Raw genomic sequence first — 22,798 nt, 5'->3', positions numbered from 1 at the left:
TCATGACCCAGCTAGATATGCCTGCGCAGGCCCCTGTGCTGACACAGGATGGCCGGCCGCTCAAGGCGAGCCTTTCCCGTGCGCTGAGGCGCGAGAAACTGCGCGCCTTCGTCCTGATCCTGCCGTTGCTGGCCTTCGTGCTGCTGACCTTCGCGGCACCGATCGTCGACATGCTGTTGCGCTCGGTCGACAACACCATCGTGCCCGAGACCCTGCCGCGCACAGTGGTTGCGCTCGAACTGTGGGACCCGGAGACCGACGAACTTCCGGGCGAGGCGGCCTATGCGGCGATTGTCGAGGATCTGCGCGAGGCGGTGGCTCAGAAGATGCACACCCGGCTCGGGTCGCGCCTCAACTACGAACAGTCCGGCTTCTCCAGCCTGATGCGCAAGTCCGGGCGCGTGGTCGAGAAGATCGAGGGCGATGACATCAAGGGCCAGCTCATTGCTGCGGACAGTGCCTGGGGCGACCCGCAGATCTGGCGCACCTTGAAGCTCTATTCCGGTACCACCACCAAGGGCTATTTCCTCTCCGCCCTTGATGCCCGCCAGACCATGGACGGCGTGGAGATGCTCCCCGAGGGCGAGCGCATCTATCTGATGCTGTTTGGCCGCACGCTGATGATGAGCCTCACGATCACGCTGCTCTGCGCGCTGATCGGCTATCCGGTGGCCTTCCTCCTGGCGCAGCTGCCGATGCGCACGTCCAACATGCTGATGATCCTGGTGCTGCTGCCGTTCTGGACCAGCCTTCTGGTGCGCACCTCCGCCTGGAAGGTGCTGTTGCAGCAGCAGGGCGTCATCAATGACATGCTGGTCTGGATCGGCCTGATCGGTGACGGCAACCGTCTCGTGATGATGAACAATGCCACCGGCACCATCATCGCCATGACGCATATCCTGCTGCCTTTCATGATCCTGCCGCTCTATTCCGTGATGAAGACCATCTCGCCGTCCTACATGCGCGCGGCGCGCTCACTCGGCGCCAATGACTGGACGGCCTTCTGGCGGATCTACTTCCCCCAGTCGGTGCCCGGCATCGGGGCAGGGGCCGTGCTCGTGTTCATCCTGGCCATCGGCTACTACATCACGCCGGAACTGGTTGGCGGCACGTCCGGCATCTTCATCTCCAACCGCATTGCCTATCACATCTCCAGTTCGCTCAACTGGGGTCTGGCGGCGGCGCTGGGCGCGCTGCTGCTGGTGGCGGTGCTCGTCCTCTTCTATGTCTACGACAAGGTCGTCGGCATCGATAACGTCAAGCTTGGATAGGAGTGCGCCGATGTCTTCCTTGCCCTCCTATGCCTCGCCGCTGCAACGCACCTGGCACTACACGTTCCGGCTCCTCTGCGGGCTCATCTTCTTCTTCCTGGTGTTCCCGATCCTGGTGATCATCCCGTTGTCCTTCAATGCGCAGGACTTCTTCACCTTCACGCCGGAAATGCTGGCGCTGGATCCGGCCGGCTATTCGACCAAGCATTACGGCGACTTCTTCACCAATCCGGACTGGCAGAAGGCGCTGCAGAACTCCTTCATGATCGCGCCGACGGCAACCCTGCTGGCCACGGTTCTCGGCACGCTTGCCGCCATCGGCCTGTCGCAGCCGCATGTGCCGTTCCGCTCGGTGATCATGGCCATCCTGATCTCGCCGATGATCGTGCCGCTGATCATCGCGGCGGCGGGCATGTATTTCTTCTATTCCCGCATCGGCTTGCAGGGCACCTATTGGGGTGTCGTCATGGCCCATGCAGTGCTTGGCACGCCTTTCGTCATCATCACTGTGACGGCAACGCTGGTCGGCTTTGACAACAGCCTGGTGCGGGCGGCGGCCAGCATGGGCGCCGGGCCGATCACCACCTTCTTCAAGGTGCAGATGCCGCTGATCCTGCCGGGCGTCGTCTCCGGCGCGCTGTTTGCCTTCATCACCTCCTTCGATGAGGTGGTTGTGGTCCTGTTCCTGGGCTCTGCCAGCCAGAAGACGCTGCCGTGGCAGATGTTCATTGGCCTGCGCGAGCAGATTTCGCCAACGATCCTGGCGGTTGCCTCGATCATGGTGGTGCTCTCGGTCGTGTTGCTGACCGTGCTGGAACTGCTGCGCCGGCGCTCGGAACGCCTGCGCGGCGTCACACCGGCCTGAGAGAGACCAGATACGGGCGAGACCTGTTGCCATTGCCGAAACTCGATTTGACCAGCCGGTTTCCAGAAATGGAAACCGGCTGATCCGTTTCCGCTCCGCGGCGCGAGGGCCGCAGCCCTGCAGTTGTGCCTGGGAGCCGGGTAGAGGCCTTTTTCCCTCAAATGCACTCTATGACTGCGGGGGATCCACCATGTTCCCCGTGGTCAGGATCGGCGCGGCGTCGATGCGGCTGGCGTTCATCAGGGCGGCGATTTCCTCTGCGGCTTCCGCCAGCCGGCGCTGGTCGGCGGGGTCCGCTCTGGCGAAGGCGGCTTCGAATTCCTCCGTCAACAGCGGCGGCGCCCGCTCAAGCAATGCTGCTCCCCCCTCTGAAAGCCGGGCGTGAACAATCCGTCTGTCGCTGTCGGAGCGGTATCTGACCACGAGCTGGCGTTCTTCCAGCCGGTCGAGAATCGTCACGACCGTCGCCGGGCTGAGGTCCGCCCGCTCGGACAACGCCTTTGTGGTGACTTCACCGAGATCGCGGATCGCCTGCAGCACGACCGTTTGCGGAATTGTCAGGCCCGATGTGCGCGAAACCTCGCGCGAGCGCAGATCGATTGCGCGAACGATCCGGCGTAAAGCCTTGAAAATACGTGTTGCTTCCGAGTTGGAGGACATTTCGAACCTTATAGTTTGAACTCTAATCATTAGAGCACTATGTTTCCTCTGTCGACAATGGCAAGAAGGAGATCGGCAGCGGATGTGTGGCCTTTGCGGAGAAGTGGTGTTTGGCGGCGATGCGGCCGACGTGACGCGGGTAGATCGCATGGCGAGAGCGATGGCGGCCCGGGGTCCAGACGGCATGGGTGTCACTGCCTACGGACGGATCGCGCTCGGCCACCGGCGGCTGAAGATCATCGACCTCAGTGAACGCGGCGCACAGCCGATGCAGGATACGGAACTTGGCCTGTCGCTGGTGTTCAACGGCTGCATCTACAATCACGCGGAACTCCGCCGCGACCTCATCGGACTTGGCCAGCGCTTTGCCTCCACCAGCGACACCGAGGTGATCCTGAAGGCCTGGGCGCAGTGGGGCCCGGAAGCCGTGCCGCGCTTCCACGGCATGTTCGCCTTTGCCGTCTATGAGCGCGACAGCGGCCGGTTGCATCTGGTGCGGGACCGCTTCGGCATCAAGCCGCTGTATCTTGCCCGGTCGGCGGACAAGCTCGCCTTTGCCTCGACCTTGCCGGCACTGCTGGCCGGCGGCGGCATCGACACGTCGATCGATCCGGTTGCCTTTCACCACTACATGACCTGGCACGCCGTGGTGCCGGCGCCGCGCACGATCCTCACCGGTGTCCGAAAGTTGCCCGCCGCCACGATCCGGACCTATGAGCGCGACGGCAGCCATGCCGATGTCACCTACTGGAGCCCGAGTTTCGAGCGGTCCGAGGCCGACCTTGGCTGTTCGGCTGCGGACTGGCGCGACCAGGTCCTTGAACAGCTTCGACTGGCGGTGCGGCGGCGCATGGTCGCTGACGTGCCGGTCGGCGTGCTTCTGTCTGGCGGTGTTGATTCCAGCGTCATCGTCGGTCTCTTGGCAGAGGAGGGACAGCAGAACCTGGCCACCTTCTCCATCGGCTTCGAGGCGGCAAACGGCGAGAAGGGCGATGAGTTCGTCTATTCCGACCTGATTGCCAGGCACTACGGCACTGATCATCATCGCATCTTCGTGCCTTCGACGGACATGCTGGCGGAGTTGCCGAACGCCATCCGGGCGATGTCCGAGCCCATGGTGTCCTATGACAATATCGGCTTTTACCTGCTGTCGCGCGAGGTTTCTCGCCATATCAGCGTGGTCCAGTCCGGGCAGGGCGCGGACGAGGTTTTCGGCGGCTATCACTGGTACCCGCCGCTGGCCGGCTCCAATGATCCGGCGTCCGATTATGCTGCTGCCTTCTTTGACCGCAGTGACAGCGAATTGCGGCAGCAGGTCAACCCGGACTATCTCCCGCAGGAGGACGAGAGCCTGGCGCTCGTCCGCAGCCATTTTGCGGCTGCCGGGGCATCTGATCCGGTCGACAAGGCGTTGCGGCTCGATACGAATGTGATGCTAGTCGATGACCCGGTGAAGCGGGTCGACAATCACACCATGGCCTTCGGGCTCGAGGCCCGCGTGCCCTTCCTCGACCACGAGCTGGTGGAACTGGCCGGCCGCATTCCGCCCGAACACAAGCTTGCCCATGGGGGCAAGGGCGTCTTGAAGGAAGCGGCCCGCAAGGTGATCCCGTCGGAGGTCATCGACCGGCCGAAGGGCTATTTTCCGGTGCCTGCGCTGAAATATCTCGAAGGCGACACGCTGGCGATGGTGCGGGACGCGTTGACCGGGCCGGCCGCCCGCGAGCGGTCCTTGTTTCGCCCCGCCTATCTCGAAACCCTCTTTGCCGATCCGAAGGCCCACCTGACCAAGCTGCGCGGCTCGTCCCTGTGGCAGGTGGCGCTTCTTGAACTCTGGCTGCAGGAGCAAGGGATCTGACCATGGCCGATCTCGATGTGCCGCGCCGCCGCCGCGCGTTTGACCACCGCCTGCGCCGCCTGCGCGGGGAAACGCTCAAGCCGGAAATCCGCATGGACAACGCTCCGGGCGATAGCAACGTCGCCATCGATTGCGGCTGGGGCCGTCTGCATCTGGGCTCGACCTATGACGACCCTCAGGCGCTGGTGAGTGCCCTCCTGGAGGAGGGTCCGGGCAAGCGCGATATCGCCGTCTATGTCCGTGATCCGCATGTCCTCCTCGCCGCCGCGCCCCAGGACCTGTTCCTGGATCCGTCCCACATGTTCCGGGTGGACCTCGCCACCTACCGGGCGGCGAAGGACCGGCGCGCGGGCTTTCATGTGCGGCGGATCTGCTCGCGCACGGACGCGGAAGCGATCAACCAGCTTTATGCCAAGCGCGGCATGGTTCCGGTGCCGCCGGAGTTCTTCTGGACCGGCCTTGATCCCCGGGCCATCTCGGTGCTTGTCGCCGAGGAGGACGAAACCGGCGAGATCGTCGGGACAGCGATGGGGGTTGATCACGACCGTATTTCGGGCGGGGCCGATCCGGGAGCGTCGCTGTGGTGCCTTGCCGTCTCGCCGCAGGCCCGGTTTCCCGGCGTCGGCGAGGCCCTTGTGCGCCGTCTTGCGGAACTCTTCATGGGGCGGGGCAGGGCGCATCTCGATCTGTCGGTGCTGCATGACAATGAGCTTGCCATCGGGCTCTACGAGAAGCTCGGCTTCGTCCGTGTTCCCTTCTTCACCGTCAAGAAGAAAAACACCATCAACGAGGCGCTCTATGCCGGCCCGGCCACCACCGAAGCCCTCAACCCTTACGCCGGGATCATCGTCAACGAAGCCCGGCGGCGCGGAATCCGGGCCGAAGTGATGGATGCTGAGGCCGGCTTCTTCCGCCTGTCCTACGGCGGGCGCTCGGTGAAATGCCGGGAATCCCTGTCCGAATTCACCAGCGGCGTCGCCCTGTCGATCTGCGACGACAAGTCAGTCACCCGGCGCGTGGTCGAGGCCGCAGGTGTCAGCGTCCCGGCGCAGTTGGTTGCAGGCAGCGACAAGGAGCTAGCGCGCTTTCTGGCCTTGCACAAGCAGGTGGTGGTCAAGCCGGCACGCGGGGAACAGGGGCGGGGGATCGCCATCGGCCTCACCGCGCTCGACGAGACCCGTGCCGCAATCGACATCGCCCGCAAGACCTGCAGCGAAGTGCTGGTCGAGGAATATGTCGAGGGCATGGACCTGCGGCTGGTGGTGATCGACTACAAGGTGGTGGCCGTTGCCGTGCGCCGCCCGCCGGAGGTTACTGGCGACGGGCGGACACCGGTTGCCGAGCTGATTGCAGCCCAGTCGCGGCGCAGGTCTGCGGCGACGGGGGGCGAGTCCACCATTCCCGTCGATGCGGAAACGGAGCGGTGTCTGGCCCTGGAGGGCGTCTGTCTCGACGATGTGCTGCCAGCCGGCCGGACCTTGCAGGTGCGCAAGACCGCCAATCTCCACACGGGCGGGACCATTCACGACGTTACCGGTGAGACCCATGGAGCCTTGATCGAGGCGGCTGTCCGCGCGGCCAAGGCGATCGAGATCCCGGTCACCGGCATCGACTTCATGGTGAAGTCCCCGCGCGATCCCTTCTATCGCTTCATCGAGGCGAATGAGCGCCCCGGCCTTGCCAATCATGAGCCGCAACCGACTGCCGAACGGTTCATCGACTTCCTGTTCCCGCTGTCGATGCCCCAGCCCGTGCGCGAAGTCTGGCGCGGGAGGGAGGCGTGAGCGTTGCTGTGATCGATGCGGTCTATCTGCGCGAGACCCTTTCCGAGCTGCTGGCGATCCCGAGCCCGACCGGCTTCACGGACGAAATTGCCCGCCGGCTCTGCCAGTTTCTGGATGATCTCGGTGTGCCTTATGAGATGACACGGCGCGGCGCCATTCGCGCCCGCCTGGCCGGTGCGGCGCCGCGGCCCGCCCGGGCAATCGTCGCCCATCTCGATACACTCGGGGCCCAGGTGAAGCGGCTGAAGGAAAACGGCAGGCTGGAGCTGGTACCCATCGGCCATTGGTCCGCCCGTTTCGCCGAAGGTGCAAGGGGGACCGTATTCGGGTCCTCCGGAGCTTTTCGCGCCAGCATCCTGCCGCTCAAGGCATCGGGGCACACGTTCAATGACGAGGTCGATACCGCACCGGTTGGCTGGCAGCACGTCGAGGCGCGGATCGATGCCCACGCCCGCACCCAGGCTGACCTCGATCGGCTCGGCATCGAAGTTGGCGATATCATTGCCATCGACCCACAGCCGGAATTCTTGCCCAATGGCTATATCGTCTCCCGGCATCTGGACGACAAGGCCGGTGTGGCCGTCATGCTCGCCGCGCTCAAGGCTCTGAGAGTCTCGTCGCAAGTGCCGGCCGTGGACCTGTATTTCCTCTTCACCATCGCAGAGGAGACCGGACACGGCGCCGGGTCGATCCTGACGCCGGACATTGCCGCGCTGGTGGCCATCGACAATGGCACTTCGGCACCGGGGCAGAATTCATCGGAGTTCGGCGTCACGCTCTGCATGGCGGATCAGACCGGGCCCTTTGACTATCATCTGACGCGCAAGCTCGCCCAGTTGTGCAAGTCCAACGGCATCCAGATGCAGAAGGACGTCTTTCGCTACTATCGCTCGGATGCTGCAGCGGCGGTCGAAGCGGGGGCGGATGTGCGCACGGCGCTGGCCACCTTCGGCGTTGATGCCAGCCATGGCTATGAACGGATCCACAGCGATGCCCTGCGTTCGCTTGCAGAACTGATCGTCTCCTATGGCTTCAGCCCGGTGGAGATCGCCCGGGATGCAGAACCCTTTGCCGATGTCGGTGGCTTCACCCATCAGCCTGTGGAAGCGGCCCCCGAGGCCCGGCAATCCGATCTGCATCCCGTGCCGATGCTCTGAGCAAAGGTATGTCGCCAGGGAACTCTGCACGCCGAGTGCCGCAGGTCTGGCAGATATTGAGGGATGAAATCCCGCCATCAGTCGAACCTGGGAAATTGCCACTAGGATTTCCCCGGACTGGTGATCCATGCCGATGGGCGTAGATTTGGAATAGTGTATGCGAATGCAGAAGCCGACCATTTGCGCGCCTGACCGGCAGATCTGCGGCCTTTTAGTTCTTTATTTTCGAATTAAATGAACTATAAGATCCGCAGGAAACAGGGACGTGGTCTTGCAGTCGGTTTGTGAGGCCTGGTTGCGGGAGAGAGCGCAGCCCCTGGATCAGATTGAGGAGGATCGACATGCAGGACTTCATGCGCCATCGGGGCTTGCCCGGTATCAGCCTTGGCAAATGGAGGGCGCACGCATGACCCGCCAGCCAGACGATATCGCCCTGGATCGTCGCAATTTCCTGAAAGTCTTCATGGCCGCCGGTGGAGCCGGTGCGCTGGGGGCCCTGGCAACCCAGGCCCGCGCGTCTGCCGTTCAGACCAAGGCCCGCATCGTTATTCTCGGGGCAGGGGCTGCCGGAACAGCGCTGGCCAACCGTCTCGTCGACCGGCTGAGCGGTGCCAGCATCACCATCGTCGATGGTCGCAAGCAGCATCTCTACCAGCCGGGCTTCACGCTCATTGCCGCCGGCCTGAAGCCGGCGTCCTATTCCGTCACCTCGACGACCGACTGGCTGCCCTCCGGCGTCACGCTGGTCGAGGAGGCGGCTGCCAACATCGATCCGGTCGCCCGCAAGGTGACCACGGCTTCCGGCAAGGATCTCGAGTATGATTTCCTCATCCTCGCCACGGGCCTGACACTCGACTATGGCCAGATCGAAGGCATGTCGATGGATCTCATCGGCAAGAACGGCATCGGCTCGGTCTATGCCGGACCCGACTATGCCGCCTTGACCTATGCCGAGATGAGCCGCTTTACCGAAAAGGGCGGCGTCGGCCTGTTCTCGCGTCCGGCCACGGAAATGAAATGCGCCGGCGCGCCGCTCAAATACGCGTTCCTGACCGACGACATTGCCCGCCGCAAGGGCACCCGGGGCAAGCTCGAGATGGTCTATGCGGCGCACAACAAGGCGCTGTTCTCCGTCCCCATCGTCAACGAGAAACTGCGCATGCTGTTCGAGGACCGGGGTATCGAGGTGCGCCGCGATCATGTCATGAGTGCCATCGATCCGGGCAAGAAGATCGCGACCTTCCAGACGCCGGACGGGCCGAAGGACATCGGCTACGACTTCACCAACATCATCCCGCCGATGCGGGCGCCCGATGTGGTGCTGAACAGCCCGCTGCCCTGGCAGGACGGGCCCTGGGTGAAGCAGGGCTGGGCGGAAGTCGACAAGCACACGCTTCGGCACGTCCGGTTCCCCGAAGTCTTTGCCGTCGGTGACATTGCCGGCGTGCCGAAGGGCAAGACGGCGGCCAGCGTCAAGTGGCAAGTGCCGGTGGTCGAGGATCATCTCGTTGCCGCGCTTTCCGGCAAGGAGGGGACCGCCAGCTTCGATGGCTACACCTCCTGCCCGATGATCACCCGGATCGGCCGGGCGATGCTGATCGAGTTCGACTACAAGGACAATCTCGTGCCGTCCTTCCCCGGTGTGATCGCGCCGCTGGAAGAACTCTGGGTGTCCTGGCTGATGAAGGAAGTGGCGTTGAAGGCCACCTATAACGCCATGCTGCGCGGCCGCGCCTGAGGGGGAGACACCATGAAAGAACTGACGCCCGGCATGATGATTGCCGTCTTCGAAGAAATGTTCGGCATGAGCCTGTTCTGGGCTCTGGTGGCAGGCGCTGTCCTGGTCACGCTGGCGTTCCTGTTTGTCGTCCTCAGGGACCGCAAGCTGGTTGCCTCGCGCCTTGTGCGGGCCGAACTCCTGGCCCCCATCGGCGCCATTGCCGCGATCCTGTTCGTGCAGTTCGTCACCAGTTCGGGCTTCTCCGACATCGGTGGACCTATTGATGTGATCGCGCTGATCCTGATCGGCGTGGCCGGGGCCGGCGGCTTGACTGTCCTTGCCTATGTGTTGCAAGGCCTTCTCGGCAATCGCGCCGGCAAGGCGTCCTGACGCCTGCGAAGCCTCACGCGATAGTCAGCTCGCCTTGACCCCGGTCAAAGCGAGCTGCGCTGTTTACGCTAGCTTGTGTTCCTGTGCGCGATTGTGAATGCAGCACAAGGAGATGCGGGTGATTTCGGAGATCTGGCTCAAGCTGCGGATAGCAGCCGTTCTCGCCAACCGGACGGGTCTTGCCCTGGCCACGGGGCTTTTTGTCTGGTCCGGCGTCCTGCCGGCGCTTGCCGATGAGGCCGCTGCCCGGCGCGGCGAAGCCGTGATCGAAACCTGGTGCCGCGACTGCCATCCGCGATCCGGCCAGGACGCCTCCGCCTTCGATGGGCCACCCTATGAAGCGATCGTCCAGTTGCCTGACCATGACGAGGCCTATTTCCGGCGCTTCCTCAACGAGGACCACTTTCCGATGCCGACCTTCCGCCTGTTCGACGAGGAAAAGGCCGATGTCGTTGCCTATCTGATGTTCCTGCAAGCCGGTCAGCCGCGCCCCTGACCCAAACAAAAAAGGCACCCGCGCGTGGCGGATGCCTTTCCTCGTCAGGCGCCGTTCGGCTGCCTTGTGTCATCGTTGGCTTTCCGCCTCAGGCGATGAAAACGCCTGCCGCATCGAAAGCCGCACGGGTTCCGATGAAGGAAATCGTGATGTCGTCACCGAACTGGGTGTTGACGAAGGCGATCTGGTCACCTTCATGCACAACCACATCCGTATCGACCACGAACAGGAAGTTCGGTCCGTAGCTGTAGACATTCACCTGTTCGAAGGCAGTCACGATACTGCGGACCAGCGAGCTAACATCGGCGCCGGGGAGGGAGTTCAGCAACTGGCTGCTGTTGTCCTTCAGGGCCAGGGCGGCCGAAGGTGCGGCACTGTCGAAGCTCGTCACCGCATTGGCGGTGTCGGAGGTTGCGACGATCGGCAGGACTTCAGTTGCGTCTGCGCCAATGGTTACGGCAACCATGGCCTTGCTGTCGAACGACAGTCCGGTCGGCACTGAGCTTTCGAACGCCTGAGCTGCGGCGACAAGGACGATAGCCGATGAGCCAACGCTGTCGCCTGTGTCCTTGTCTGCAGAAGAACTGCTGGTCGAACCGCTCGACTTGGCGATCTGGTCGGCTGTGGATGCCGGGCGTCCGGTCGCGCTGCCGCCTGACGTTGCTGCCGCATTGCTTGCGGCATTCTCTTCATGCGTGCCCTGAGTGGCGGCTACCGTCTGGCCGGTTGATGCATCCTGGATCTTGGCGGCCTGGATGTTTGTCTCATGCCGGGCGACCTGCAGGTCTGCCAGATGCCTCGGCGCGTCATCGCTGGAAACGTTTGCTTGCTGAGGCTCTTCACCCGCAACGATCCGGCTGTCGACGTCACGGATGATCTGTTCCGATGCATCGGCCAGGGTAACCTTGTCGGAGACAGGGTTGTGATCGAGCGCAAGCGCATCGCTATGCGCGTCGTCCGCCGAGATATCCTTGTTCAGGTCATCGCGGACGAGCCCAGCCGTGACGACGATCGCGCCGACCATGGCCGCCATCATCACCGGATTGTCGACGCTTTCCTGCAGACGGGCGAGAACGGCGCGGATCTTGGCAAGCTGGCTGTGGCTGATCTCGTCGAAGCCATTGCTGTCTTCGTCGATCTCATGCGCCTGCGCAGCCTTGCTCTTGACGACTAGGAATACGGCAACAAGCGAGAACAGCAACTGCGCGGCCGGATGGCTGACCACATTGCCCGGACGCTCGCGATTCTGCTGCAGCTTGCCGCTGATCGCCGCCTCGAACTGGTCCACCGCCTGACGGAAGTTCCGCGCCTTCACCTTCACGTTCAGCGGCTCGCTGACCATGATGTATTCGCCGGAGAGCCGGGCAAGGTGCAGGAACACGTCGTCGCCCGTCGGGTCGAAGAACACCGCCCAGGGCTCGTCACGATCCGTCACGCCCCGATCCAGATCCACGCCAAGCCCGTTCTGCTGCAAAAGGTGCAGCACCCGGTAGATTTCGGCGAGTTCCTGCTGGCGCCAGTCACCCGTGTTGGACGGGGCAGGCTGCGCGGAGCGGGGAGAGAAGAACAGAAGCGACATGCGTCGGCGATCCGTGAGCAAGTGCGGTCAAGCCAGACTATGGCTGATCCGGAAAGGAATGCGAAGCGCGGAGTGCAGTTACCCGGAATAATCAGGCGGACTGTTGCTCGATGTCTTCAAACAGCAGTTCGAACACAACCGGCTCATAGTAGCGCAGGATATGGTAAACGAATTCCTTGCGCTTCATGCCGAGGGCATCGGCCCACTTGGCAAAACGGCCAGCCGGGATGCGGCCACGGCCGTTCTCGATCTGCGATACGAAGGAATAGTAGTCCACGCCAACCAGTTCGGCGAGTTCGGTCTGCGACAGGCCACGCGCTTCCCGCATGGACTTCAGCCATTCGCCAGCCGCCTTGCGCAGCTGCACGGCATTATGCTCCTGGTCGACAAGCGCCTGGGAACCAACGGTCTTGACCATACTCTGGATCCGTTCCTGTTTGCTCCGGTCCCCGCCGTTCGCCTCCTGATGCCCTGGAGGAGAGCGATCATGGGGAACAGGCACGGTCCGAAACGGGTTACAAAGCGAGGGAAACACTCCCTCGCAGCTAAATAGTAATTACTCAACATACGGGCGAATCATCCCAAGCGCAATGGCAAGGGCTGCCGTTGTCGTCAAATTGCCGCAATCAGGGACATGCGGACCCGATCACCTTGCCGTGAGGTGAGGGCAGGGCGCTCGCCGGGTTTCGTCAGCCGGCCAGCCGGGTGTTGACGGCAAAGATCTCGCCATCGGCCACCGTCATGCCCTCGATGGTCGGGATCGACCGGTTGAACACGAATTGGCACGGGTTGGCGAAGCGGATGTCCCAGCCCCACTTGTGCAGCAGCTCCAGCAGCTGGCCGTCGATCAGGCGCGAATGGGTGCCGATGAACAGGTATTTCACCTTCTCGTTCATCAGGTCGCTCGCGCGGGACAGGATCTCGTATTCAGCGCCCTGCACGTCCACATGCATGTAGTCGATGGCGCGCTCGCCCTTCAGCAGGCTTTCCAGCGCATAGGCGCGGATTTCCGTCGTCTCATAGGCCATGCCGCGATAGTCGGTGCTGTGGCTCGTCTCGCTGACCCGGCCACCGAAATCGACGGCAACGATGTTCTTGGGGAAATTCAGCGTCGTGTCGCTGTGCCAGACCGCGCCCTCATAGGTCGCGAGGCTCACCCCGTCCTGACCGGCGAGGCCGTTGTGGGCCAGATGCGCCTGCATCAGCTTGTATTTCTCGCTGTCCGCCTCGACGGCGATCAGGCGGATGTCCTTGATGCCGAGACGCTTGCCGACGACACCGGCAGCGGACACCCAGGGGCCCCAGCCCGCGCCGAACTCGGCGACCGTCAGGCTCGGCTGCGCCTTGCAGGCATCGATGGCGGTCAGCAGCGCCTGGTATTCGGCAGCGCCAGCAAACACGCTGTCGCCCTGGAGCGGGATGTCGTCATAGACCTTGCCGGACAGGGCCGGGCCCTGCGGCAGGATGCTGGCGGCGGTCGACACACCGAGGAAGTTGACGAACCGGCCGTCTTCGGCGCGCAGCGCCTCTGCGGGAGCGCGATAGGTGCGGAAAAGCTGTTCAAGCGACATGCGGTGCGTCCGATCCGTCGTGGGGTAAGATCGTCCCTGCGGGACAGCGGCAACCTCTTAGACCGGAACGCCGGACGGTTCAACTCGCCGCCACGACTGCCTGCATGCCGCCGGCGCGTGGCACAGGCTAGAGCCCCGGCATTCCATCTTCCTCATCGCCAGCCGTGTCCGGGGTGACCGGTGCACGCGGCGCGATCAGGCCGAGGATCAGTTCGGCAACGCGGCGCAGTTGCTCCCTGTCCGGCGCCGGCTCCGGCGTCGCGACGGCAAGTCGCAGGAAGCCAAGCCCCAGCGCAATGCGGGCGTCCATTTCGGCCTCAAAGGGCGTGGCGATCAGGATTTGGCGCAGGGTCAGCCGCAGCCGTGCCTCGTGCTCAAGGGCAACAGTCCGCAAGGCTGCGTGATCGCCGCTGGCGGTCAGGGCGATGCTGTAGGCTTGTCCCAGCGATGTGCCGGCCAGCGGGGCAAGGCTGGTGCCAAGGCACCGGGTCAGGTCCTCGGCCGTGGCGCCATGGCCGCTGCCGCGCAGGATCTGCGGGCCGGGGAGGGCGCCAAGCGCCATCTCCAGCGCACCGGCCAGTACCTCGGACTTTGCGCCCCAGCGCCGGGCGAGGGCCTGCTGGCTGGTGCCGGCGGTCCGGGCAATCCGCGCCAGCGACGCCCGGTCCGGGCCATGGCTCGCCAGTTCCTCGATCGCGGCGGCGACGATGCGGGCGGTCAGGGCGCCTTGGCGGGGCCGTCCCCGGGCGGGCTTTCTTGTCAATACGGTCATGCCCGATACCGTAAATATAGCTCCGCCGCCATGCAACCCTGTCCTGCGGCTTGTGTTTTTCCGAGAAGGCCGCCAAGAACAGCATCAAGGCATTGTCGCGATGCCATGGATCCCGGCTGGAAACGGCGCAAATTTCAGGAACTTGTCATGTCCGTAGACATTCAGACAGTGAAGCGGGTGGCGCGTCTGGCGCGCATCAAGGTCGACGAGGCGAGTGCCGCCCGCATGACCGGCGAACTCAACGCCATCCTCGGCTTCGTCGAGCAGCTGGACGAGGTCAACATCGACGGCGTCGAGCCGCTGACCTCTGTCGTCGCCCAGACCATGAAGAAGCGCGCGGATGGCGTCACCGATGGCGGCTATCCGGAAAAGGTCGTCGCCAACGCGCCGGTCACCGAGGACAACTTCTTCGTTGTCCCGAAAGTTGTCGAATAAGCGGGCGAGGACCGAACCATGACCGATCTGACCAACCTGACCCTCGCCGAGGCCCGCGACGGACTCAAGGCCAAGTCCTTTTCCTCGGCCGAGCTGACCGAGGCTTTCCTCGGCGCCATCGAGGCCGCCAATCCGAAGATCAACGCCTATGTGGCGGTGACCGGCGAGCAGGCCCGCGACATGGCCAAGGCCTCCGACGCGCGCCTTGCCAAGGGCGAGGGCGGCGCACTTGAAGGTCTGCCGCTGGGCATCAAGGACCTGTTCGCGACCAAGGGCGTGCACACCCAGGCCTGCAGCCACATCCTCGACGGCTTCAAGCCCGAGTACGAATCGACCGTTACGTCCAACCTGTGGGCCGATGGCGCGGTCATGCTCGGCAAGCTGAACATGGACGAGTTCGCCATGGGCTCGTCGAACGAGACCTCCTACTATGGCAACGTGGTCAATCCCTGGCGCAAGACCGGGTCTGACCAGGCGCTGGTTCCCGGCGGTTCCTCTGGCGGCTCGGCTGCCGCTGTTGCCGCCAGCCTCTGCCTCGGCGCCACCGCCACTGACACCGGCGGCTCGATCCGCCAGCCGGCCGCACTCACCGGCACTGTCGGCATCAAGCCGACCTACGGCCGCTGCTCGCGCTGGGGCGTTGTCGCCTTCGCCTCGTCGCTCGACCAGGCCGGCCCCATCGCCAAGACCGTGCGTGACTGCGCCATCCTTCTGAAGTCCATGGCCTCCGTCGATCCGAAGGACACGACCTCGGTTGACCTGCCGGTTCCGGACTACGAAGCCGCGCTCGGCAAGTCCGTAAAGGGCCTGCGCATCGGCATTCCGGCCGAATACCGCGTCGACGGCATGCCGGCCGAGATCGAGGCGCTGTGGCAGCAGGGCATCGCCTGGCTGAAGGACGCCGGCGCCGAGATCGTCAACATCTCGCTGCCGCACACCAGATACGCGCTGCCGGCCTATTACATCGTTGCCCCGGCCGAGGCGTCCTCGAACCTTGCCCGCTATGACGGCGTCCGCTACGGCCTGCGCGTGCCGGGCAATGACATCGTCGACATGTATGAGAACACCCGCGCCGCCGGCTTCGGCTCGGAAGTCCAGCGCCGCATTCTCATCGGCACCTACGTGCTGTCGGCAGGATATTACGACGCCTATTACCTGAAGGCCCAGAAGGTCCGTACCCTGATCAAGCGCGACTTTGACCTTGCCTTCGAGGCAGGCGTCGATGCGATCCTGACGCCGGCAACCCCGGATGCGGCCTTTGCGCCGGGCGAGATCACCGATCCGGTCGCCATGTATCTCAACGACATCTTCACGGTGACGGTGAACATGGCCGGCCTGCCGGGCCTGTCGGTTCCCGCTGGCCTGTCGGCCTCCGGTCTTCCGCTTGGCCTGCAGCTGATCGGCCGTCCCTTTGACGAGGAGACGCTGTTCCAGGTCGCCGAGGTGATCGAGAAGGCGGCTGGCCGCTTCACCGCCAGCCGCTGGTGGTAACAGGACGGCTGGAAGGCGGGACCCCGGTCCATGATCGATATTGAGACTGTCGTCATCGGCGCCGGGGTGGTCGGGCTTGCGGTTGCCCGGGCGCTGGCGCTTGCCGGAGATGAGGTGATGGTGCTGGAGCGCCACGGCCTCATCGGCTCGGAGACAAGCGCCCGCAATTCCGAGGTCATCCACGCCGGGATCTATTACCCGAAGGACAGCCTGAAGGCGCGGCTCTGCGTTGCAGGCCGCGACCTGCTCTATGCCTATGCCGCCGAGCGCGGTGTTGGGCACCGCCGTATCGGCAAGCTGATCGTGGCGGCGGATGCTGCCCAGGCGGAGCGTCTGGAGGCGATTGCCATGGCTGCTGCGGCCAATGGCGTCACCGATCTGGAACGGCTTGATCGCAAGGCTGCGCTGGCGCTTGAACCGGCGCTCGACTGCGTCGCAGCGCTGCATTCCCCCTCGACCGGCATCATTGACAGTCATGGCCTGATGCTGGCGCTGCAGGGGGATTTGGAGGCGGCTGGCGGCCAGGTCGTGCTCAACACGGCTGTGGTCCGTGTCGAGCCGCTGAATGGGTCCTATGCGCTTGAGATCGGCGGGGAGGGCGGCTATCGGCTGATTTGTCGCCGTCTTGTGCTTGCGAGCGGACTTGGAACTGCGGCGCTTGTCTCTGGCCTGCCGGGATATCCTCTGCCCCGTTTCGGCCTTGCGAAAGGCAGCTACTTCCGCCTGTCCGGTCGGGCACCATTTTCCCATCTGATTTATCCGGTTCCCGAACCCGGCGGCCTCGGCATCCATCTGACGCTGGATCTGGGCGGACAGGCAAGGTTCGGCCCGGATGTGGAGTGGATCGAGACGGAGGACTATCGGGTTGACCCGGAGCGGAGTGCCCGCTTTGCCGCCTCGATCCGGCGCTACTGGCCGGCCCTGCCCGATGATGCGCTGATGCCCGATTACGCCGGAATCCGTCCCAAACTTGGGGGGCCACAAGATCCGCCAGCTGATTTCCGCATCGATGGTCCGACGCAGCATGGCCATGCCGGGCTGGCGGTGCTGATGGGCATTGAGTCGCCCGGATTGACATCGGCATTGGCGCTGGCAAATGAAGTTGTTGCCCGGATTAACGAAGTTTAACCAAAGCGCATCTTTTGCCCCGAATTCCTGCCTTAATTGCCACCTAAATAAACAGAAGCAGGTTGCGATGAGGCGGCTTGTTAACGGGTTGATGGTTTAAAAGTCATCATGCGACAAAAATAATGAGGCTCGACGTGCCGCGTTGCAGCATTTCGATGGACGAGAGGCCTAAGTCCCTCATATTATTGCCGCATAGCCGTGCAGTCGAAAGAACGCGCAAGGCCTCCCTACATCGCTGGTGTACCACCTCCTTCGGGCAGACAACGTGATCGACCGACGCAAGTTTCTTGTGACCAGTTCCCTGTGTCTGGGTGCCCTGTCAGGTGCCCTGCCGCTTCTTGCCGGTTCGGCCAAGGCGCAACAGCAACCGGCCCCGCCGGCAGCGCCTCCTGCAGCCCCTCCTGCAGCCCCGGCCTTTTCCTTCGACGACATGGTCGAGCGGATGCGCCAATCCGCGCAGCAGGGGTATCAGGAGACCGTTATCGGCCTTCCCGACAAGTTCGCCCAACTCGATTATGACCAGCATCGCGCGATCCGCTTCCGCTCGGACCGGGCGATCTGGCGCAACGACGATCTCGGCTACGAGGTGCAGGCCTTCCATCCCGGCGGGCTCTACACCAAGCCGGTGCAGATCTTCGAGATCGACGGCCCGGTGCTGCGGGAAATGCATTTCACGGGCGCGGACTTCGAGTATCGCGAACCGCTGGTCGCCGCCGATTACGAAGCCATCGACCTTCCGGGCGTTGCCGGGTTCCGGATGCACTATCCGCTGAACCGTCCCGACTACCGCGACGAACTGATCGCCTTTCTCGGCTCGAGCTATTTCCGGGCGCTCGGCAAGGGCTCAATCTATGGCCTGTCCGCCCGTGGTCTGGCCATCGATACCGCGGCCGGCCGGCCGGAAGAGTTCCCGCGTTTCACCCGCTTCTTTATCGAGCGGCCCCAGCCGGGCCAGAACATTATCCGCGTCTATGCCGAGATGGAGAGCGAGCGCGTCACTGGCGCCTATTCCTTCCGGATCACGCCGGGCATCAACACCGAGGTCGAGGTCGACGCACGGATTTTCCTGCGCGACAGCGTCGAGCGCCTTGGCATTGCACCGCTGACCTCGATGTATCTCTACGGCGAGAACGACAAGCTCGGCTTCGACGATTACCGCCCCGAGGTGCATGACAGCGACGGCCTTCTGATCCTGCAGCAGTCGGGCGAGCGCCAGTGGCGTCCCCTGGTCAACCCGCGCAACCTGGCCCTTTCGTTCTTCACGGCGGAAAACCCCAAGGGTTTCGGCATGTTGCAGCGGGACCGTGACTTCGCCAGCTACCAGGACATGGAGGCGCATTACGAGCGCCGTCCCTCGCTCTGGATCGAGCCGCTGGACGACTGGGGACGCGGCCACATCATGCTGGCGGAAATTCCCTCGCAAAAGGAAATCCACGACAACATCGTCGCCTTCTGGATCCCGGATACCCGCGCTGAGGCGGGCTCGGAATACCGGTTCCGCTATCGCATGTACTGGGGCCGCGAGCCTGAGCCGGGAACGGATCTGGCCCAGGTGCTGCATACGCGCGCCGGACACGGCGGCACAGCCGCCTCCGATTATGATGACGCCTTGCGCAAGTTCGTGGTCGAGTTCAAGGGCGGTCCGCTGACCGGTGTGGGCACGGATGCGGCGCTGGAGGCGCGCCTGTGGGTGCAGAACGCCAGCGTGCAGAACCCTGTTCTGCAACAAGTGGAAAGCGGGACCTGGCGGTATATCTTCGACCTGTTGCGCGAAGATGCCGGCCGCCCCTCCGAAATGACCTTGTCTCTGGCCCTCAACGGCAAGCCGGTGACCGAGACCTGGATGTATCAATGGAACCAAACGGTATGAGTGCAGTTGTTCTGAAAGACCAGGAGGCTCTGATGGACGATATGACCTGTGTGGCATCGCCTGCCGATCCGCTGACCCGGGGCATCGCGCTGGTGCGGGAGCGGTTCGGCCGGCCCGACCTCGATGATGCAACGCTTTTGGGCGCGCTGGCGGCGGCCATGGTTCACTTGGGCGTTGCCGGTTCGGTGGAGGAGTTGCTGGCCAGCGGCGAGCCGGATCTTGTCGCCGCCGTTGCGGCCTGTGCGCCGCTGCCGCAGCCGCGCGTCGGCCTTGCCATGCCCGAACACGACCTGCAGGGCCGGCTGGACCTGTCCGCGTCCGGCTTCCGCGCCTTCCTGCGCGGACTGGTCGGTCCGCGCTCGTCAGTCGGAGGTTGACATGATCGGCACGGGGGAGGGCCGCTTCGCAGTGGCCATCCGGCGGGTTGGAGCCATCGTGCTGGCGGCGACCATGACGGTTGCCGCCGCTTCCATGTTCGGCACCGTGGTCCAGTCCGATGGCTTTGACTGGGTCGACATCCTGCGCGTCGGCCTGATCGTGCTCACCGCCTTCTGGCTTGCCTGGGGCGCCTGTACCGCCATTCTCGGGGTGCTGTTCAACCCGCCCCCGGTTGCCACCCTCAATGGCCGCCCGACCCAGCGCACCGCCATCCTCGTTCCCGTTTACAACGAGGACACCGGCCCGGTCTTTGCCCGCATCGCGGCCATGTACCGCTCGATCGAACAGGCCGGCTACGGCGACCTCTTCGACTTCCACGTCCTGTCCGACAGCACCCGGTCAGCCAGTGTCGCGGCCGAGGAAGAAGCCTATCGCGCTGCCCTCATCCAGTTGAAGGCCGGTGGACGGCTCTACTACCGCAACCGCACCCAGAACATTGGCCGCAAGGCCGGCAATATCTCAGACTTTATCCGCACCTCCGGCGGGGCCTACGAGTTCATGCTGGTGCTCGACGCCGACAGCCTGATGCGCGGCGATACGATCATTGAAATGGTGCGCCGGATGGAGGCCGACCCGAAGCTCGGCCTGCTGCAGTCGCTGCCGCAGGTCATCGGGCTCAGCACCCTGTTCGGCCGTGTGCTGCAGTTCTCCGCCGCCTTTTATTCGCCCGTCTTTACGCGCGGTGTTGCCGCGCTGCAGGGCACGGAAGGCCCGTTCTGGGGCCACAACGCCCTCATCCGTGTGCGGGCCTTCGCCGAATCCTGCGGCATGGCGGCCCTGTCCGGCAAGCCGCCCTTTGGCGGACATATCCTCAGCCATGACACTGTGGAAGCTGCCTTGCTGGCGCGCGACGACTGGACCGTCCGGGTTGACCCTGACCTTGGCCATTCGTTCGAGGAAGCCCCGGCCAACGTGGTCGCCTATGCCAAGCGTGACCGGCGCTGGTGCCAGGGCAACCTGCAGCATGCCCGCCTGATTACCGCGCCGCGCTTCCGGATGTGGAGCCGCATTTCCATTGTCCAGGGCATCTTCGCCTATCTGTCTTCGCCGATCTGGCTGGCCTTCATTATTGCCTCGCTGGCCGCGCCGCATTTTGCACCGCCGCCGGTCTATTTTGATGCCCGCTCGCCGTTCCCGGTGTTCCCGCATCCGGAGACCACCACGGCATTGGCGCTGCTCTTCGGTGTGGTCGCGCTCCTGATCCTGCCCAAGGCGATCCTGCTGGTCCGCGCCCTGATCCGGGGCGAGGCGAAGTATTTCGGCGGACCGGTGATGGTGACGCTGAGCGCTGTCCTTGAACTGGTCATCACTTCGATGCTGGCGCCGATCCACATGATGTTCCAGAGCCGCTCGGTGATGCAGATCATGTTCGGCGGGGATTCCGGCTGGCCGGCAGCGGATCGGGCGGATGGGTCGCTGTCCTTCGGCTCCAGCTTCAAGGCAACCTGGTGGATGAGCGCGGGCGGCATGGCGGCCCTGGGCTTTGCCATCGAGTACACGCCGGACCTGCAATATTGGCTGATGCCGATTGCCGTGCCGCTGATCATCGCGCCGCTTTTGGTATTCTTCACCTCGTCCGTCGCCGTCGGCCGCGCCTTCCGCGCCATGGGTCTGTTCCTGACCCCTTACGAGATCCAGCCCGACGAGGTCATCCTCGACATGCGCCGCCAGCTCGGCGAGGTCGAGCGCGAACCTCAGGACGCGGTCAAGGCGGCCTGAGAACCGCTGCGGCCTTTTGGTTATCGGTCCGCCCGTAAGTCCGTCCCTCAGCGGTCATCCCCGCACAAGGCGGGGATGAAGGCCTGTGTATGCAGGGATCGGATCAGGGGCCAGATCGCCGTCAATGACGACAAGGCCAGTTCCCCCAAGGCCGGAGTGTCGCCCCGGCCTTGGTTGCTTGCCTAGCGGTTGTTCAGCTGGCTGCGGACCCGTGTCAGTCCGAGGCCGGTGATGCGGTAGGGGCCGCCGTTGCGCGAGGCGATCAGGCGGCGGCGTTTCAGTTTCTGGAACAGCGGCACCGGGCAGCCGTTCCAGCGCCATCCTTCGCGGGTGACGACATGGGAGGTGGAGACGCGCCCTGCCTCATCGCGGTCGATGAGGATATGGCCGCCCTGCGCCAGCAGGTGCAGCACCCGCTGTTCCGGTTTTGAAATGTCCATTGAATTTCGAGATCTCTATGCGTCGGTCAGTTGGACGCAAGGCGGCAATCGCAGACTTGCGTCGGCGTTGAAGGGGGCCCGATCCTGGAGACCGGGCCTCAACGGGCCTCGGACGTTCCGCGCATAAAAACTCCATATGCAAACGCCGTTTCTATGCCACAGGCCGTCCCGCCCTGCAACAGGGGGCGGGGGCTCAACTGCGCTCGGCCGGCCACTTGCCGCTCACCGGATCGCGCGTGACTTCCGTCAGCGAAATGTCCTCGCTGCCACAAGCGGCGCAGCGCAGGCCGGCGGAGAGCGCCGTCAGGGTCAGGGTTTCATCGAGCCTGGCCTCGCGCAGATAACGGAAGCGATGGCAGGCAGAACAGGTGACGCCAAGGCGGTGACCCGCATCCAGGAGATCGGCGAGGGTTCTGGTCACAGCCGGGTGTTACTCCACCCTGTTGCGTGATGCTGCCGGTCCGCTTTGCCCATTCGTCAATCTCCGCCAAGTTGCAACCGTCAGCAAGCGGCCAGGCGCTTGGCTGCCAAGACCTTGACACATCAAGGCCTTTGGCACAACCGACAGCCCTTGCGTAACCTTGGATCCCGCTCCCAGGATCACCATTCCACGCCTAGGGTCTGGGCGTTCGGGTGATATCCCCGGCAAGCCTGTGGAGGCGGTATCATGCCGCATTGAATGCTGGGGTGCAGCGCTTGCACGCGCGCAAACAGTCCGCCATGATTGTACGATATTCGTGCAACTGCATGCCAACCCTGTCCCCGCCTGCGGCTTTCGCCCGCGAACTCTTCCGGGCCTGCCAGATCCCGCAGCGTCCGGGCGGTGATGACTGATCGAACAAGGAACAAGATGTCCGGATCGCCTGACACCTGGGCAAGCCTCATCGGGCTGGCTGGCCTGCTCAACCCTGTCGCCTTGCTGATCGGCGGCGCACTCGGCTGGTATGCCGATGCCAGGGTCAAGATCGGCGTTGCGGCCTTTGGGGCTGCCTTTATCTCGCTGGTGTTTGACACTGCCCTGCGCCTGTCCGGCGCGCCGCAACTGGCCCCCGAGGTTGGTGCGCTGGCCGCGTTTCCGTTCCGCTTTATCGGGGCAGGGGTAGCCGCAGCCATCGTCTTCAGCCTGCGCCGGGCCATCAAGCCGCGCAGGTGAG

At 64.0% G+C, this 22,798-nt stretch carries 22 protein-coding genes; 15 read left to right on the top strand and 7 right to left on the bottom strand.

Annotated elements, in window-relative coordinates; genetic code table 11:
- Positions 1-2 precede the first annotated feature (2 nt).
- The gene (locus tag ACTIFE_RS07150; protein WP_439528470.1) at positions 3-1,271 is read left to right on the top strand and encodes an ABC transporter permease; all 1,269 of its coding nucleotides are present in this window, start codon (positions 3-5) and stop codon (positions 1,269-1,271) included.
- Between the two features lie 10 nt (positions 1,272-1,281).
- Positions 1,282-2,136, top strand: coding sequence for an ABC transporter permease (locus ACTIFE_RS07145; RefSeq protein WP_439528469.1), 855 nt, complete (start codon positions 1,282-1,284; stop codon positions 2,134-2,136).
- A gap of 168 nt (positions 2,137-2,304) precedes the next feature.
- Here the strand turns inward: ACTIFE_RS07145 and ACTIFE_RS07140 are convergent, their stop codons facing one another.
- Positions 2,305-2,796: a MarR family winged helix-turn-helix transcriptional regulator gene (locus ACTIFE_RS07140; protein ID WP_439528468.1), complete on the bottom strand. Its 492-nt coding sequence runs from the start codon at positions 2,794-2,796 to the stop codon at positions 2,305-2,307.
- An 82-nt stretch (positions 2,797-2,878) separates the two neighbouring features.
- Here ACTIFE_RS07140 and ACTIFE_RS07135 point away from each other — a divergent pair, with 82 nt between their 5' ends.
- The 6 genes from ACTIFE_RS07135 (at position 2,879) to ACTIFE_RS07110 (ending at position 10,201) form a co-directional block, all read left to right on the top strand.
- Positions 2,879-4,654, top strand: a complete 1,776-nt coding sequence (locus ACTIFE_RS07135) for an N-acetylglutaminylglutamine amidotransferase (RefSeq protein WP_439528467.1) — start codon at positions 2,879-2,881, stop codon at positions 4,652-4,654.
- A 2-nt stretch (positions 4,655-4,656) separates the two neighbouring features.
- On the top strand, positions 4,657-6,438 hold the full coding sequence (gene ngg / locus ACTIFE_RS07130; RefSeq protein WP_439528466.1) for an N-acetylglutaminylglutamine synthetase: 1,782 nt from the start codon (positions 4,657-4,659) through the stop codon (positions 6,436-6,438).
- The gene (locus ACTIFE_RS07125) at positions 6,435-7,595 is read left to right on the top strand and encodes an osmoprotectant NAGGN system M42 family peptidase (RefSeq protein WP_439528465.1); all 1,161 of its coding nucleotides are present in this window, start codon (positions 6,435-6,437) and stop codon (positions 7,593-7,595) included. Before ngg ends, ACTIFE_RS07125 begins: the two co-directional genes overlap by 4 nt.
- Before the next feature lie 406 nt (positions 7,596-8,001).
- Entirely contained in the window at positions 8,002-9,333 is a 1,332-nt protein-coding gene (locus tag ACTIFE_RS07120) for an NAD(P)/FAD-dependent oxidoreductase (RefSeq protein WP_439528464.1), read from the top strand.
- Positions 9,334-9,345: 12 nt separating this feature from the next.
- The gene (locus ACTIFE_RS07115; protein WP_439528463.1) at positions 9,346-9,705 is read left to right on the top strand and encodes a DUF5368 domain-containing protein; all 360 of its coding nucleotides are present in this window, start codon (positions 9,346-9,348) and stop codon (positions 9,703-9,705) included.
- 97 nt (positions 9,706-9,802) lie between these two features.
- Positions 9,803-10,201 (top strand): c-type cytochrome, encoded by a 399-nt coding sequence (locus ACTIFE_RS07110; protein WP_439528462.1) that lies wholly within the window; start codon positions 9,803-9,805, stop codon positions 10,199-10,201.
- Between the two features lie 88 nt (positions 10,202-10,289).
- Here the strand turns inward: ACTIFE_RS07110 and ACTIFE_RS07105 are convergent, their stop codons facing one another.
- The 4 genes from ACTIFE_RS07105 to ACTIFE_RS07090 form a co-directional block, all read right to left on the bottom strand.
- Entirely contained in the window at positions 10,290-11,780 is a 1,491-nt protein-coding gene (locus ACTIFE_RS07105; RefSeq protein ID WP_439528461.1) for a hypothetical protein, read from the bottom strand.
- A gap of 91 nt (positions 11,781-11,871) precedes the next feature.
- Positions 11,872-12,198 (bottom strand): helix-turn-helix domain-containing protein, encoded by a 327-nt coding sequence (locus ACTIFE_RS07100; RefSeq protein ID WP_268136148.1) that lies wholly within the window; start codon positions 12,196-12,198, stop codon positions 11,872-11,874.
- A 271-nt stretch (positions 12,199-12,469) separates the two neighbouring features.
- On the bottom strand, positions 12,470-13,351 hold the full coding sequence (locus ACTIFE_RS07095; protein WP_439528460.1) for an FkbM family methyltransferase: 882 nt from the start codon (positions 13,349-13,351) through the stop codon (positions 12,470-12,472).
- Between the two features lie 127 nt (positions 13,352-13,478).
- Complete coding sequence (locus ACTIFE_RS07090) at positions 13,479-14,123, bottom strand: TetR/AcrR family transcriptional regulator (RefSeq protein ID WP_439528459.1); 645 nt, start codon at positions 14,121-14,123, stop codon at positions 13,479-13,481.
- Positions 14,124-14,270: 147 nt separating this feature from the next.
- On the opposite strand from ACTIFE_RS07090, the gene gatC reads away from it, so the two are divergent.
- From gatC to mdoH, 6 genes are all read left to right on the top strand, one after another.
- A complete protein-coding gene (gene gatC / locus ACTIFE_RS07085; protein WP_439528458.1) occupies positions 14,271-14,558 on the top strand; it encodes an Asp-tRNA(Asn)/Glu-tRNA(Gln) amidotransferase subunit GatC in 288 nt (95 codons plus the stop codon).
- 18 nt (positions 14,559-14,576) lie between these two features.
- The gene (gene gatA / locus ACTIFE_RS07080; RefSeq protein ID WP_439528457.1) at positions 14,577-16,049 is read left to right on the top strand and encodes an Asp-tRNA(Asn)/Glu-tRNA(Gln) amidotransferase subunit GatA; all 1,473 of its coding nucleotides are present in this window, start codon (positions 14,577-14,579) and stop codon (positions 16,047-16,049) included.
- A 30-nt stretch (positions 16,050-16,079) separates the two neighbouring features.
- Positions 16,080-17,177, top strand: coding sequence for an NAD(P)/FAD-dependent oxidoreductase (locus tag ACTIFE_RS07075; RefSeq protein ID WP_439528456.1), 1,098 nt, complete (start codon positions 16,080-16,082; stop codon positions 17,175-17,177).
- A 265-nt stretch (positions 17,178-17,442) separates the two neighbouring features.
- Positions 17,443-19,047, top strand: coding sequence for a glucan biosynthesis protein (locus ACTIFE_RS07070; RefSeq protein WP_439528455.1), 1,605 nt, complete (start codon positions 17,443-17,445; stop codon positions 19,045-19,047).
- 32 nt (positions 19,048-19,079) lie between these two features.
- Positions 19,080-19,424 (top strand): hypothetical protein, encoded by a 345-nt coding sequence (locus ACTIFE_RS07065; protein ID WP_439528454.1) that lies wholly within the window; start codon positions 19,080-19,082, stop codon positions 19,422-19,424.
- 1 nt (position 19,425) lies between these two features.
- Positions 19,426-21,204, top strand: coding sequence for a glucans biosynthesis glucosyltransferase MdoH (gene mdoH, locus ACTIFE_RS07060; RefSeq protein WP_439528453.1), 1,779 nt, complete (start codon positions 19,426-19,428; stop codon positions 21,202-21,204).
- Positions 21,205-21,386: 182 nt separating this feature from the next.
- Here the strand turns inward: mdoH and ACTIFE_RS07055 are convergent, their stop codons facing one another.
- On the bottom strand, positions 21,387-21,644 hold the full coding sequence (locus tag ACTIFE_RS07055; RefSeq protein WP_439528452.1) for a YjhX family toxin: 258 nt from the start codon (positions 21,642-21,644) through the stop codon (positions 21,387-21,389).
- Positions 21,645-21,837: 193 nt separating this feature from the next.
- Positions 21,838-22,065, bottom strand: coding sequence for a hypothetical protein (locus ACTIFE_RS07050; RefSeq protein WP_439528451.1), 228 nt, complete (start codon positions 22,063-22,065; stop codon positions 21,838-21,840).
- 429 nt (positions 22,066-22,494) lie between these two features.
- On the opposite strand from ACTIFE_RS07050, the gene ACTIFE_RS07045 reads away from it, so the two are divergent.
- Complete coding sequence (locus ACTIFE_RS07045) at positions 22,495-22,797, top strand: phosphatidylglycerophosphatase (protein WP_106755279.1); 303 nt, start codon at positions 22,495-22,497, stop codon at positions 22,795-22,797.
- Position 22,798 lies beyond the last annotated feature (1 nt).

Source organism: Pannonibacter sp., assembly GCF_051860505.1.
In the GTDB taxonomy this organism is placed as follows: Bacteria; Pseudomonadota; Alphaproteobacteria; order Rhizobiales; family Stappiaceae; genus Pannonibacter.
The sequence above is the reverse complement of the archived record's forward strand: the minus strand, read 5'-3'. Positions and strand labels throughout refer to the sequence as shown.